Here is a 14871-nt window from a genome sequence, read left to right on the forward strand (position 1 = left end):
CATGGCAGTTCAACTCGACAAAGGAGGGTTTGACATGGCAAAACATATTCAGGCGTATTTTCGAACAGAAGATGAGGCAGAGGGAGCAAGAATCTCACTTCAAGCGTATCGTACAGAGCATTTGGAAGTAGGACAACTAGATGGTGCAGTAGGCAGAAGTAATCGCATTCTAATACCTCTAGTGCCCTATACGACTACTGGCGCTACAGGAACCAGTGGAGGCGTTGGTGTGGGTACAGCACCTGGCGCTCCAGGGACTGGGAACGTTGTTCCAGTCATCGCGGATGTAGACCGTAACAGGGAGACAGATCCTCGTGATCGCGTGAATGAGGATGGAGATTTGTTAAATGCTGCGGATGTATCTCCGGGAGATTATAGTGATCTGCATTACGTTTTGTCTGCCAAAGTGAGCGATGAAGACTATGATGATATCGTTCATAAGCTTCGCTCTAACCATGCCTATGTAGAGGAATTAGACGAATAATTAAAATGATAGGCCAGTGAGCCCCTGTAACGTCTGACTCTCAGACGTTGCAGGGCTTTTATGCATATAAAACAGGTAATTTATAAAGCGCTATCATTTTTGTAATATTACTGTAATATTAGTTACATAAGGCTTTAACATAGGGGGCTTATAATAACACACATGACCCCCTTTTTTTATATATGATTTGAGCCCGCACACCGTGTGCGGGCTTTTTTTTGTTATCTTTTCAGGTTAACCCTTGACTTTAGCACTGCGGTTCATTACAATCAGGAAATAATATTGACTCCAAACGTTAGATTAGAGCGTTAAAGGACATATAACGATGATTTGATGACGGGATCAAGTACTCCGTACCCACATGACCAGAGAGGAATCCCTAGGCTGTAAGGATTCTCTTGATGAGCGGACGAATGACTTCCCTGAGAACAGACTGCGAACACTCTGAGCTTCTTAGGAGGTCAGTAGCAGATCTGCGCAGACGTGCGTTACACGTTGAGCGGAATGATTCTGAATGAATTCATACAAATGCACTTTTTGTATGATCAGACGAATCACCTGAACGGCTAATGTTTCAGGTTTCCGAAATGTGGGTGGTACCACGGGTGAATGTTAAACACAATCTCTCGTCCCTTTGTTTGCTGTATACAGCGACAGGGCGAGGGATTTTTTTGTTATCTAAAGAGAACCAATTCATATCAAAAGCTGGAGGGATGAATGATGGCTTTTCAAAAACCAACAGGTACACAAGATTTGTTGCCTGGCGTTGTAGAGAAATGGCAGTACGTAGAAGAAAAAGCACGTGACCTCTGCCGCCGCTTCAACTATCGTGAAATTCGCACTCCGATTTTCGAACAGACTTCTCTGTTTGTGCGAGGTGTTGGAGAGACGACGGATATTGTAGAGAAGGAAATGTATACTTTTGACGATAAGGGTAATCGAAGCATGACTCTTCGCCCCGAGGGAACTGCGGGCGTGGTGCGGGCTTATGTGGAGAATAAAATCTACGGTGAACCGGATGTAAGCAAACTGTATTATATTGGTCCGATGTTCCGTTATGAGCGTCCACAGGCAGGGCGTCAGCGTCAGTTTCACCAGTTTGGCGTAGAGGCGATCGGAGCACTTGATCCAGCTATTGATGCAGAAGTAATTGCACTGGGTTACCAACTGTGTGTAGAGCTTGGCTTGAAGGATGTTAAGGTTGAGATTAACTCCGTAGGCAATCCAACCAGTCGTGCAGCTTACCGCGAACAATTGCTGGGATTCCTCAGACCGATGAAAGACACTCTCTGCAAAGATTGCCAATCTCGGATGGAGCGTAACCCACTGCGTGTGCTTGATTGCAAAGTAGACCAGGATAAATTCGTAGGTGCACCGTCCATTCTGGATAGTCTTGATGAAGAGTCCCTGGATCACTTTGCTAAGCTTAAAGCATATCTGGATGACTTCGGAGTAGACTATGCCGTGAACAATCGTCTCGTACGTGGACTGGATTATTATACTCTTACTGCTTTTGAGTTGAAGGCACAAGGTATCGGTGCAATTGATACTGTAGGTGGCGGTGGTCGATATAACGGACTTGTGGGAGACATTGGCGGACCAGATCAGCCAGGGATTGGTTTCGGAATTGGCTTGGAGCGGATTCAGCTCATTCTGGAACACCAAAACATTGACGTTACCACACTTGCTCCGCTGGATGTTTACTTTGTCGCTTTAGGCGAGGCAGCGGATCGTGAAGTGAACCGTCAGTTGTTCAAACTTCGTCAATCAGGTATATCCGGAGAACGTGACTATCTCGGCCGTAAGATGAAAGCACAGATGAAGTCAGCAGACCGCTTCAAAGCACGTTACACCGCCATTCTTGGCGATGATGAGCTAGAGCGCGGTGAGATTGCACTGAAATCCATGGATACAGGTGAACAACAGACAGTGAAGCTTGAAAACTTGGTCACTGCAATCCAAGGTAAGTAATCATCTGTTGAAAACTTTATCTAGTGCAACAAAACATAAAAAGTAACATATGATCCGGCTATCTTACAGACAAACGTAGACTAAACACATTGGATGCGAAAGGTCGAGTGATTCTGTAAGAGCAATGCCTTTTCAATAAAATCGTCTTCACACAACCGCACTGGTGATAACGGGAATTGCCTGCTATCAACACAGAACGGAAATTCACATAATGAGGAGTTTGGTTATGAAAAGAAGTCATCATTGCGGCGCATTAACACCCGCACACATCGGTGAAACAGTAACATTAAACGGTTGGGTTCAGACTCGCCGTGACCTTGGGGGCGTACTCTTCATTGATCTACGTGACCGTAGTGGAATTGTACAAGTTGTCTTTAACCCAGCTTACTCAGGCGAAGCTCTGCAAATTGCAGATCGTGTACGTAGTGAGTATGTTATCGCTGTTACTGGTAAAGTCGTTAAGCGTGACGAAGAGACCGTTAACAAAAACTTGCCTACAGGTGAAATTGAAGTTCAAATTACAGAAATTGAAGTGCTGAATGCAGCCAAAACGCCTCCATTCTTCATTGAAGACGGCGTTGAGGTAGATGAATCGCTTCGTTTGAAATATCGTTACCTGGATCTGCGTCGTCCGGAAATGTTCGAAACACTGAAACTGCGTTCCAAAGCATCTAAAGTATTCCGTGATTATCTGGATGGAGAAGAGTTCGTTGAGGTAGAAACACCAATCTTGACAAAGAGCTCCCCAGAAGGTGCACGTGACTATCTTGTACCAAGCCGTGTGCATGAAGGTGAATTCTTCGCCCTGCCACAATCCCCACAGATCTACAAGCAATTGCTGATGGTCGGTGGATTGGAGCGCTATTATCAAATCGCACGTTGTTTCCGTGATGAGGATCTGCGTGCAGACCGTCAACCTGAGTTCACTCAAGTCGACATTGAGACTTCCTTCCTGCAACAGGATGACCTGCTGCCAATGATGGAAGAGCTTATGGCTAAATTGCTTCGTGAAACAAAAGGCATTGAGATTGAACTGCCATTCCAACGTATTACGTATGCAGATGCAATGGGTAAATACGGCTCAGACAAACCAGATCTGCGTTTTGGCATGGAACTGGTAGAAATGAACGATATCGTAGCGAACAGCGGTGTTAAAGTATTTGCTTCTGTCATCGAAAAAGGTGGAGAAGTAAAAGTACTGAACGCTAAAGGCTGTGGTACATGGAGCCGTAAAGAAATCGACGACCTCGGACCATTCGCAGCACGTTATGGTGCCAAAGGTCTGGCATGGATCCAAGTGAAAGATGGCGAGTTCAAAGGGCCAATCGTGAAGTTCTTCACGCCTGAAGAGATTGAAGCCGTTAAAGAACGTACAGGTGCAGAGGAAGGCGACTTGTTGCTCTTCTCCGCTGACACGAAAAAAGTCGTTGCTGACGTTCTCGGTGCATTGCGTCTGAAAATCGGTCGTCAACTCGGTCTGATTGATGATAGCAAATTCAAGTTTGCATGGGTTGTAGACTTCCCACTGCTTGGATATGATGAAGATGCGAAACGTTATGTGGCGGAACACCATCCGTTCACACGTCCAAAAGATGAAGATGTACATCTGTTCGACACAGACCCAGGTGCAATTCGTGCTCAAGCCTATGACCTTGTTCTGAATGGTTATGAAGTCGGTGGCGGTTCGATGCGTATCTACAAACGTGACGTTCAAGAGAAAATGTTTGCAGCTCTGGGATTGTCTCCAGAAGTGGCAAATGAGAAATTCGGTTACTTGCTCGAAGCATTCGAATACGGAACTCCACCACATGGCGGTATTGCCTTTGGTCTTGACCGTCTCGTGATGTTGCTTGCTGGTCGTACGAATCTGCGTGAAACGATTGCCTTCCCGAAAACGGCAAGTGCAACGGATCTGCTCATGAATGCACCTTCTGAAGTAGACAACTCGCAATTGGAACAACTTCACATCCGTGTAGCCCGTAAACCGGTCGCGGAAAAGAAATAAAGGAGGTTTCGATCTCAATGCTCCATCAATTTTCCAGAACAGAACTGGCGATCGGATCGGAAGGTCTAGATGCTCTCAAAAATAGTACAGTAGCTGTGCTCGGCATTGGCGGCGTAGGTGGTATTGCAGTAGAAGCTCTTGCGCGCAGCGGCGTTGGACGCATCATCCTGATTGATAAAGACGTGGTGGATATCACGAATATCAACCGCCAGATTCATGCGTTGACGACAACCGTAGGTCAGAAGAAAGCCGATCTGATGGTTGACCGGGTGAAGCTGATCAATCCCGAGTGTGATGCGATTGCACTGAATATGTTTTACACGGAAGAAACGTACGAGGAACTGTTCAAATATGAATTGGATTATGTACTAGATGCATCCGACACGATCATCTATAAAGTCCACCTCATTAAAGAGTGCCTGAAACGTAACATTCCAGTGATCTCCAGCATGGGTGCGGCAAATAAAATGGATCCGACGAAATTCCAGGTTGCGGATATTTCCAAGACATCCATGGACCCGATTGCCCGTGTAGTTCGTACGAAGCTTCGTAAAGACGGCATCAAAAAAGGCGTGAAGGTGGTTTTCTCCACGGAAGAGCCACTCAAACCACGTGCAGATGTTACGCAAAAAATCGTACCGGAGAACGCACCAGAAATACGTAAAGCCAAACAGCCACCAGCGAGTAATGCCTTTGTTCCACCGGTAGCTGGACTGATTATGGTCAGCGTAGCGGTGAAAGAACTGCTTGAAAAAGCGGAGAAGCAACAGGCCTAACAGAAGCAATAAGTAACATCAATTAATAAACATTCTCTACCTTATAGAACGTGGGTGCCTATGTGCACCTGCGTTTTTTTTGGTGTTTGTCTACTACTTATCCTCTGAAACAGGTAATCGACATATCTAAATGCGTGCAGCTCCCAGCACGCAGTGCCCTGCTTCATGACAAGGTTGGTCAGCTCAGTCACGTATTTGCTGTGATAAGTGAATTAGAGGTGCAATAGATATGTCAGGATTACGTCATGTACTTCAAAGTGAAAACCGTGTATGATATTCATTGCTGTGCGAAATGATGATAAATACATAGAGATTCGCAGCGATATAAGAAGAATCTAAGATTTACACTATGATGTTCTGTCCGTGTAGTGGTGGAGTGTAAATTAAGGTGTTCGGCTTATATAGAGAGAGGGGAATAGAACGAATGAAACATGGATGGATGTCCAGACGTCTCGGGATCGAGCCGGGGGATCAGTGGAAAAAGGAGATTGTGGCAGGAGCCATTTCTTACTTTGCCGTGGTCTATATCGTTATGGTCAATGCTACAATTCTATCTGATGCCGGAATGCCTTTACAGGCGGCAATGGTAGGCACGTTACTCACATCTATTGCAGGCTGTTTACTTATGGCATTTGGCGGGAAATCACCTATTGTGGTTGTGCCTGGTATGGGGATTAATGCCTTCTTCACGTATACATTGGTACATTCAATGAAACTGAGCTGGCAGGAAGCGTTGGCTGTTGTAGCCGTTACAGGGGTATTATTTGCGATCGTTGCATTCACGTCATTATATAAAATGATCAGTGAAGCGATCCCTAAAAATCTACAGCACGGTATTACCGTAGGAATTGGATTATTTTTGACGTTCATCGGTTTGCAAAAAAGCGGGATCGTAATCGCGCACCAGACTACGTTTGTAGCAATTGGGCATTTCAACGATCCTAATGTAATCACCGCCTGCGTGACGCTAGTTCTTGCCTTAATTTTATTTATCCGTAATGTACAGGGTGGACTTCTCATCAGTATTCTAATTGGGACAGGGCTTGCGTATGTCCTCGGTGCAGTACACCCAGGCGAGTCGGTATCCGCAATGGAAGCGCTGCGCCAGTATGGGGGCTTGTTTGGCGAGTTATCATTGATGAAGCTGGCGGACATCGCCTTTTGGATTGCAGTATTCCTTTTACTGCTCATTGTGGTGTTCGAAAATATTGGACTTATTACCGCGCAGACGCAAATGATTGGCCGTCCAGAACGATTCAAAGGCAGTTTGCGAGCACTCTCCATCAGTACGATCCTGGCAGGGATATTTGGAAGCAGCCCGCCGGTAGCGGCAGCGGAGACGACTGCTGGTATTGCTGCAGGTGGTCGTACGGGCTTGACACCGCTCGTTACAGCGGTGCTGTTCGGGGCAACCTTTTTCTTCATTCCATTGCTCGGTTACATTCCAGATAGTGCGATTGCACCAATCTTAATTATTATTGGTGGTCTGATGGTGCAAGGTGTGAAGGACATGGATTTTGGTGACTTCACAGAGGCATTCCCAGCCTTTTTGATCATGGTCATGATTCCCTTTACGTATAGTATCGTGGATGGTATGGCGTTTGGATTCATCGCTTATCCGCTTGCGAAGCTGGCCGCAGGTCAAGGAAAACAGGTGCCGCTAGTGATGTATGGCATATCCATTCTCTTTTTGGCTAATTTCGTGCTGCACGGGGTGTTGTAAAAGGCGGGAAACCTAATGTAAGTTCATACGTATGATCTTTGGTAAGCAGATGAGAACGGGAGGAACGGGAATGGAAGAGCAGCAACAAGTAGAACAGAATGAGCCTAAGGTTGGGAAAAAGGGATTTAAGGATTTCGTTAAGCTCATTGCTTCCACGAACCCACCCAAACTAATCCTGATTCTAGCGCTCATTTTGACCTTGATTCAGACTACGGCCGGATTGATCGTGCCTCTGATGACCAAAGGTCTGATCGATGGACTGACGACTTCTGCGTTAGATAAGTCTATCATTTTGTTATTGGTTGGGGCATTTGTCATTCAGGCGATTGCTTCGGGTATCAGTATTTATATGTTGAATTATGCGGGACAACGCGTGGTGGCGACACTGCGGACGAAGCTATGGAACAAGGTTTTATCCTTGCGCATGCCGTATTTTGATCGCAATCGCACTGGGGACACGATGAGCCGGATTACCAATGATACGAGTCAGATCATGACCTTAATTGCGGATTACCTTGTATCGTTTGTATCGAATATCGTTGCTGTGATCGGTGGAGTGGCATTGTTATTTTATCTGGACTGGGTGATGTCGCTCATTATTCTAAGTCTGGTACCACTTACGTTATTAATTCTGTTGCCGGTTGGGAAGAAGATGTACAAGATTTCCAAGAAACAGCAGGATGAGATGGCAGGCCTAACATCGGTGCTTAGCCAAGTGATTGGCGAGATTCGATTGGTTAAAGCCTATGGTACGGAGAAACAGGAGGCAGAAGCAGGGGATTCCCGGATTCGCAAAATGTTTGCTTTTGGTTTGCAGGAAGCACGCATTTTGGCGCTGATCGGTCCGTTGTTCTCATTTGTCATGACGGCTGTGTTGGTCGTTATTCTGGGTGTTGGGGGAATGCGCGTTGCGTCTGGTATACTGTCGCCAGGTGAGCTGGTAGCATTCATACTGCTCTTATTCCAAGTGATCATGCCCATGGGACAGTTCACGACATTATATTCCCGTTTGCAAAAAGTAGTCGGAGCGACAGAGCGCATTCAAGCTATTCTTGCAGATGAGGAAGAACAGAACCACAGCACGAAGATAGCGCCTAAGGGGAATGAAACCATTGAATTTCATCAAGTGCATTTCTCATATGTCACAGGAGAAGAAGTGCTACATGGGATTAATCTAACGGTTCCTACACGGAAGGTAACAGCTATTGTTGGGCCAAGTGGTAGTGGGAAATCAACGTTGTTTTCCTTATTAGAGCAGTTTTATATGCCGGATTCAGGTCACATTTCTTATGGTGGACAACAAATATCAGAGTACTCTTTGTCCTCTTGGCGGAGTAAGATCGGGTATGTATCACAGGAAAGTCCGCTCATGGCAGGTACGGTCAAGGACAACATTACATACGGATTGAACCGTGATGTTACAATGGATGAGATCAGGCGAGCTGCGGAGATGGCGTATTCGGCTGGCTTCATCGACAAGCTACCTCAGGGCTATGAGACAGAAGTGGGCGAAAGAGGCATCAAGTTATCCGGAGGTCAGCGTCAACGGATTGCTATTGCTCGTGCACTGCTGCGTAGTCCGGATATTCTCATGTTGGATGAAGCGACATCCAGCTTGGATAGTACCTCAGAACATGAAGTTCAACAGGCCTTATCCAATCTTATGGAGGGAAGAACCACGATTGTGATTGCACACCGGTTGTCTACGGTCGTCGATTCTGATCAGATTGTTGTGTTGGAACATGGACATGTGACTGGAACAGGAACGCATGCGGAATTGATCAGCAATCATGCGGTATACCGTGAGCTGGCTCAGAAACAGTTTGTGGCTCAGGAAGGCCAGAATAATTAATTTTAATTACAGGAACACGTATATCATCATAGATAATCAACAAGCTGAAGCTATACACCGTTGTTCTTTCGTTTCTACAAACGAGAACAGCGGTTTTTAGTTTACTGGTATTGGGAGTACCTGTAGCTTTTTGCAGATCAATGTGATATATTGGGTATCCTTTTGCGTGGTCAGTGATTGGCTATGCAGAGCAAACATTTCTTAGGAGGTAACTGAAACATGTCAGACAGCTTTCAAAGTGCCTATCAAGAAGAAGAGTACAGGTTAGAGCGAACGATGGAGGAAGTGGATCGTCAGTTGGAACGACTGCGGAATGTTCCGGTCTATACCGGCCACGACTTCACAGAGCAAGTGCTGGAAGCGGGACGCGAAGAGCGCCGCACCGCCTTGTCCAAGAGCGCGCAGCAACCCTATTTCGGACGCTTGGATTTCGAAGAGCAGGGCAGTGGTGCACGGAAACCGCTGTATATTGGTAAGATCGGCGTAGACCGCGAAGAGGTAGGCGAGAATCCACTCGTCATCGATTGGCGTGCTCCTGTCGCAAGTCTGTTTTACTCTTTTACAGGAGGCGAAGCTTCCGCTACGTATGAAGCCCCAGAAGGGCTCATTGAAGGTCTGGTTTACTTGAAACGAAACGTTGTCATTCGGCAGCGGATATTGGAACGTGTAGCAGATACGTATAATCGCGACAGCGACCAGCCAGCCGTATCGGATGAATTTCTCGTGTATCGGTTGGGTGAGAACAAGGATAACAAGCTACGTGATATCGTCTCAACCATTCAGGCAGAGCAGGATCAGATCATTCGGGCGGCAAGAAACACCGCTTTGATTATCCAAGGTGTAGCTGGATCTGGAAAAACAACGGTTGCCCTGCACCGACTCGCCTTCTTGCTGTATCAATATAAGGAGCAGGTATCTGCGGAGAAAATGGTTATTTTTGCACCGAACCATATGTTCCTTGATTACATCTCCGATGTACTCCCCGAACTGGGTGTAGGTGATATCCAGCAGCAAACTTTCCCGGATTGGGCGATGAATCTGCTCAGTCTGGAGATGCCTTTGGCGGATACAGCGGAGACACTACACACATGGTTCGAAACACCAGCTGCTCGTCCTGAGCTGAATGATGATGTGCCTGGGCGCTACAAAGGATCGATCCGCTTCATGGAACTGATTAAGGAGTGGCTGTCTGGGATGGAAGAGGATTCCGTACCAGATATGGACTTCAGCCCATGGGATGGAGCAGTGCTCAGCAAAGCCGAGATCGAGGGCTGGTTTGGGGACGAATACAAGCACTACCCACTCGCCAAACGAAAAGAACGTGTCATGGCGCGTATTCATCGCTGGATAGAGATGGAACTTAAGAAACCTGCACCGGAGGCTGTGCGCAAGGATCGCAAAAAGAAAGCAGCAAGCCGGGAGAAGGCTTACGCCAAAAAGTGGCCGCAATATGAACCTTTGACCCTATATAAGCAATTGTTCAAAGTGATTAAAGGTGGTTCAGTTCCAGCGTCTGCACAGCAAGCGATTCCGAAGATGGTTATGAAACAAACGGCAGCAGATCTGAAAGAAAATCGTGTGCGTGAAGAGGATTTACCTGCGCTCGTTTATATTCATACGTTAGTCAACGATATTGAAGGCAATGAGCGGTTTGATCACGTCGTTATCGATGAGGCACAGGATTTTTCACCGTTTCACGTGGCATTGCTGGATCAGTTTGTCAAAGGGCATTCCTTTACGATTCTTGGCGATCTCTCGCAAGGCATTCATGAGTACCGGGGTGTACACACATGGGAAGAGATGAGTTCCTTGTTTCCAACAGAGCAGAATGCATATTTTGCACTAACACGTAGTTATCGCTCTACCATGGAGATCATTGATTATGCGAATACCATTCTAGAACAGGGCGTTAAGAGCGGAATTACAGCGATTCCTGTGTTTCGGAGTGGTGATTCTGTCCGGACTCTCCCTTATGGTAGTGAGGGGCGGACTTCGAGTCTAGAGCGTGCTCTGAAACTGCTGACGGTCAAGGATTATCGGACAGTTTCTATTCTAACGCGTACCTTGCATGAAGCGAAGGCGTTACATCGTGAACTAGAGCAGGCGGGCTGGGATCTTAATCTGATTGATGGTGGCAAAAAAGAATATACTGGTGGTCACTCCGTTCTACCCGTGTATTTGTCCAAAGGGCTGGAGTTCGATGCAGCGATTGTGGCGGATGTGGATCAGACACATTATTTGCCTAATGCAGGAGATGCGAAGCTACTATATGTTGGGTGCACGCGTGCCTTGCATGAGCTATGGCTGTTTCATGAAGGTGATTTACCAGCATATGCTTCTGCAACGCATAATTCAGAGGGTGAGCTGGTATCTATTCAAGAGTGGCCTGAAGTTTAGTGATACAGAGATACATGAGATCGATTCCTCTATAAATAAATGATACAAGTCATGGTTGCTCAGTTAGGGAGCGCCATGACTTTTTTTGTGTTTTTATCAGATACTTGTACTACTTACTTGTGGTTAATAACTCGTTTAACATCTCGTATTAACCGCTCATATTAACTACTGGTGTCAGCTATTACGGATTCGTTGTGTTCATCTCCATTATACGTTGACGTCGATTGACCAGATAAATACCGATACAGATGAACGCCCCGCCTACACCCATCATCCACTCCATGCGTTCAGATAGCAAAATCCAACTTGAAAGTACACCAAAGAACGGAGCCAAGAAGAGGAAAGAACTTGTTTTGGCTGGATCACTATGTTGTAACAGATAGAACCAGAGTGAGAATTGAATGATCGAACAGATGAGTGCGAGCCACAGCAGGACAAAGATAGAGGTCTCATTTAGAACAAAATGGGGTTCTTCCGTCCAAGCACTTAGGATCAGAAGAACGATGCCACCGGCGAGCATTTGGTATGCGGTAAGCACAAACGTATCCTGCGCAGCTCCCCAGCGTTTAATCAGTAATGTGGACACGGCAAAACAGAAGGCGCCGGCAAGACCAATCCATGTTCCAGGACTTACACTCAGCTGCAGACCAAACGTTAACACAACTCCTATGAAGCCTAACAAAACACCAGCCCACTGGCTCAAGCGATACCTCACCCCATACAGAACTGCACTGAATAGAATGACCAGTAGGGGATTGGTGAAGGTGAGAATGGCCGACTCTCCCGAAGTGATCCAGTTCATACTGTAGTAAGCGCAGCCCATGACACCAGCGGACTGGAATAGTCCGATCAAGGCTACCTGTAACCATTGTCGCCATCCTACAGGCAGTGGGCGTTTACGCACAATATAGGCCATAATGATGCTGGCGAGGATATAACGCAGTCCCATAAGCAAGAAGGGCGGAGCATAATGCATGCCTATTTTACCAACAGGAAATGAAGTTCCCATAATGAAGGTGGTGATGATAATCAGTAGTGTGTATCGTCCGCTTTTCATACCATTAGTACTCCTTTCAATAATTCACGTTACAATGTCTGACCAGCATCGACTGTTATTAATTGTCCTGTCATGGAGGGTTGTTCGAGAACGGCGCAGATCATATGGGCGATATCTTCACGGGAACGGGAATAGTTGACAACAACCTTCGCACCTCGTTCAGCCAAAAGTATGCTGGTTTCTCGTCCGATGCCTGTACCACCTCCAGTAATAAAACCACTTGCTCTGTCCAGCTATTGTGATGATTTTCCATACTTATACATCCTCCTAGGGTGACACAGCGATATGCTGTATCCAGATACCCTCAATTGTAGGACTGATCTGTCATACTGTATAATGATTGTTAATGATCTTGGTATCATTAATAGTGATGTCAGGTGAGGAGGATAGTTCATCATATGGAGAGCGGAGATCTACGAATATTTCAATATGTAGCCCAGGAGGGCAATTTGACCAAGGCAGCGGAGCGCCTGGGATATGTGCAGTCCAATGTCACAGCGAGAATCAAATACTTGGAGGCAGAGGTCGGTACATTACTGTTCATTCGTCATAATCGGGGGATGACGTTATCTCCTGCGGGGGAGTTGCTGCTTACCTATGCGGATAAGATTATCGGATTGTTGAATGAAGCAGAGAAAGCACTATGTGCCACCAATGAGCCAACAGGCCCGCTACGAATAGGCTCTACACAGACAGCTGCGGCTGTGCGATTGCCAGAGCTGTTTGCGAGTTATTATACGCTGTATCCATCGGTTTCCCTGTCATTAAGCACAGGCAACTCACAGTATCTAATGGATCAGGTGCTGGGTTATGAGCTGGAAGGAGCCTTTATAGGCTGTTCATGTGATCATCCTGATCTCTCTGCGGTACCCGTCTACGACGAGGAATTATTTATTGTATCCTCTGGCATTCGTCCAGAGAATCAAGAACTCGTTGAGAAGCCTGTTTTGGTATACAGCATGGGATGCTCCTATCGTCAAATTTTAGAAGATTGGTTACGAAGCAACGGTGTTAATGGTCCCGTAATTATGGAGTTTGGTACCCTTGAAGCCATTATCAGTGGGGTTACTTCAGGTATGGGGATTTCTTTGTTACCTGAAATTGTGATTCGGCAACATCTGCAACAAGGATTACTGCGTAAACATCCACTTCCTTTGGGTATGAATCATATGATGACGTATTTTATCACTCGCAAAGATGCCTTTGTTAGTAGTGCTCTACGTGCATTTATGGATTTGCTACCGAAAGAATATGATATGATAGAGAGTACAGGTCATTAGTTAAGGAAGTGATAGATCATGGATTTATTTTCATTTCAACAAGATTCACAGCCACAGGCAAGACTGCTCGCTGACCGGATGCGGCCAGAGCAGCTTGATGAATATATTGGACAAGAACACATTATCGGACAGGGGAAGCTGCTGCGACGTGCGATCGAAGCGGATCAGATTTCCTCGATTTTATTATACGGCCCTCCAGGCTGTGGTAAGACAACTCTTGCTAACATCATCTCCAAGCATACACAGGGTCAATTTGTGCGTCTCAACGCAGTGGATGCCTCTGTCAAAGATGTGCGTGAAGTGATAGAACAGGCGCAGACGAACAAACAGCTGTATGGAACCAAAACGATTCTATTTCTGGATGAGGTTCATCGCTTCAATAGCTCTAGACAGGATGCTCTTCTTCCAGCAGTGGAGAAAGGCACCATTATTTTTATTGGGGCTACGACGGAGAATCCTTTTCACTATGTCAATGGAGCCTTAATGAGTCGTTCCACCCTGTTCCAGTTGGAGTCCTTAAACAAGGAGCATTCTCTGATTGCGATGCGTCGTGCGCTTACGGATGCAGACAAAGGGCTGGGCTTCATGGAGCTGCAGGTAGACGAGGAAGCACTGGAGCATATCGCTACGATGGCTAATGGGGATATTCGCCGAGCGTTAAATGCATTTGAACTGGCTGCCCTGACGACGCCACCGGAGAAGGATGGTACGATTCATATTACGCTTGGTGTAGCGGAGGAGTCGATTCGGCGTCCCATTGTAAAAGCGGATGAATCAACGCAGTATGATGTGTTATCTGCCTTCCACAAGAGCATTCGTGGTTCTAGTGATGCGGCATTATTCTGGTTTTTATATGCAGTTGAGAAACTCGGCATGGATCCGATGACGTTTATTCGTCGCCTGATTGCAGCGAGCAGTGAGGACATTGGACTTGCTAACCCACAAGCGATGACACAAGCCATTGGCGCATTGGATGCATATCGGAACAACGGATGGCCGGAAGCCAAGCTGAACATTGCCCAAGCGATTCTATTTGCGGTAGAGAGCCCTAAATCGAATGCGGTGTATACGGCCATATCCAAAGCGATGAATGCCATCGATGAAGTGAAATCGGCAGAGGTTCCCCTTCATTTGAGGGATACCCATTACTCAGGCGCGGTGAAACTTGGACATCAAGGATATCAATATCCTCATAACTATCCAGGTCATTATGTGAAGCAGGAATACCTACCTAAGCAACTATCACGTCGTGTATTTTACGAAGCGACAGAGCAGGGGAATGAATCGAAAATTCGGCTGAATCAACAACGGCGCAGAGACCTGTAG

12 protein-coding genes are annotated in these 14871 nt (G+C 46.4%); 9 read left to right on the plus strand and 3 right to left on the minus strand.

Annotation, left to right across the window (positions count from 1 at the left end; translation table 11 throughout):
* Positions 1-34: 34 nt before the first annotated feature.
* The 7 genes from ASD24_RS23680 (at position 35) to ASD24_RS23710 (ending at position 11208) form a co-directional block, all read left to right on the plus strand.
* Positions 35-484 (plus strand): hypothetical protein, encoded by a 450-nt coding sequence (locus ASD24_RS23680; RefSeq protein ID WP_056701231.1) that lies wholly within the window; start codon positions 35-37, stop codon positions 482-484.
* Between the two features lie 720 nt (positions 485-1204).
* The gene (gene hisS, locus ASD24_RS23685) at positions 1205-2455 is read left to right on the plus strand and encodes a histidine--tRNA ligase (RefSeq protein WP_056701233.1); all 1251 of its coding nucleotides are present in this window, start codon (positions 1205-1207) and stop codon (positions 2453-2455) included.
* 226 nt (positions 2456-2681) lie between these two features.
* Entirely contained in the window at positions 2682-4460 is a 1779-nt protein-coding gene (gene aspS / locus ASD24_RS23690) for an aspartate--tRNA ligase (RefSeq protein ID WP_056701234.1), read from the plus strand.
* Between the two features lie 17 nt (positions 4461-4477).
* Positions 4478-5236, plus strand: coding sequence for a tRNA threonylcarbamoyladenosine dehydratase (locus ASD24_RS23695; RefSeq protein WP_056701235.1), 759 nt, complete (start codon positions 4478-4480; stop codon positions 5234-5236).
* Positions 5237-5660: 424 nt separating this feature from the next.
* Entirely contained in the window at positions 5661-6959 is a 1299-nt protein-coding gene (locus tag ASD24_RS23700) for an NCS2 family permease (RefSeq protein WP_056701238.1), read from the plus strand.
* 70 nt (positions 6960-7029) lie between these two features.
* Positions 7030-8811, plus strand: coding sequence for an ABC transporter ATP-binding protein (locus ASD24_RS23705; protein ID WP_056701240.1), 1782 nt, complete (start codon positions 7030-7032; stop codon positions 8809-8811).
* A gap of 219 nt (positions 8812-9030) precedes the next feature.
* On the plus strand, positions 9031-11208 hold the full coding sequence (locus ASD24_RS23710) for a HelD family protein (protein ID WP_056701242.1): 2178 nt from the start codon (positions 9031-9033) through the stop codon (positions 11206-11208).
* 181 nt (positions 11209-11389) lie between these two features.
* Here the strand turns inward: ASD24_RS23710 and ASD24_RS23715 are convergent, their stop codons facing one another.
* The 3 genes from ASD24_RS23715 to ASD24_RS31545 are packed head-to-tail and all read right to left on the minus strand — an operon-like array spanning position 11390 to position 12518.
* On the minus strand, positions 11390-12265 hold the full coding sequence (locus tag ASD24_RS23715; protein ID WP_056701245.1) for a DMT family transporter: 876 nt from the start codon (positions 12263-12265) through the stop codon (positions 11390-11392).
* Between the two features lie 29 nt (positions 12266-12294).
* Positions 12295-12432, minus strand: coding sequence for a hypothetical protein (locus ASD24_RS30040; RefSeq protein WP_442952604.1), 138 nt, complete (start codon positions 12430-12432; stop codon positions 12295-12297).
* Entirely contained in the window at positions 12366-12518 is a 153-nt protein-coding gene (locus ASD24_RS31545) for a hypothetical protein (RefSeq protein WP_442952609.1), read from the minus strand. Before ASD24_RS31545 ends, ASD24_RS30040 begins: the two co-directional genes overlap by 67 nt.
* Positions 12519-12663: 145 nt before the next feature.
* Between ASD24_RS31545 and ASD24_RS23720 the strand changes: the two genes are divergently transcribed.
* Positions 12664-13545, plus strand: coding sequence for a LysR family transcriptional regulator (locus ASD24_RS23720; RefSeq protein WP_056701247.1), 882 nt, complete (start codon positions 12664-12666; stop codon positions 13543-13545).
* Between the two features lie 18 nt (positions 13546-13563).
* Positions 13564-14871: a replication-associated recombination protein A gene (locus ASD24_RS23725; protein ID WP_056701250.1), complete on the plus strand. Its 1308-nt coding sequence runs from the start codon at positions 13564-13566 to the stop codon at positions 14869-14871.

Origin of the sequence: Paenibacillus sp. Root52, from assembly GCF_001426865.1 — a bacterium.
GTDB lineage: Bacteria > Bacillota > Bacilli > Paenibacillales > Paenibacillaceae > Paenibacillus.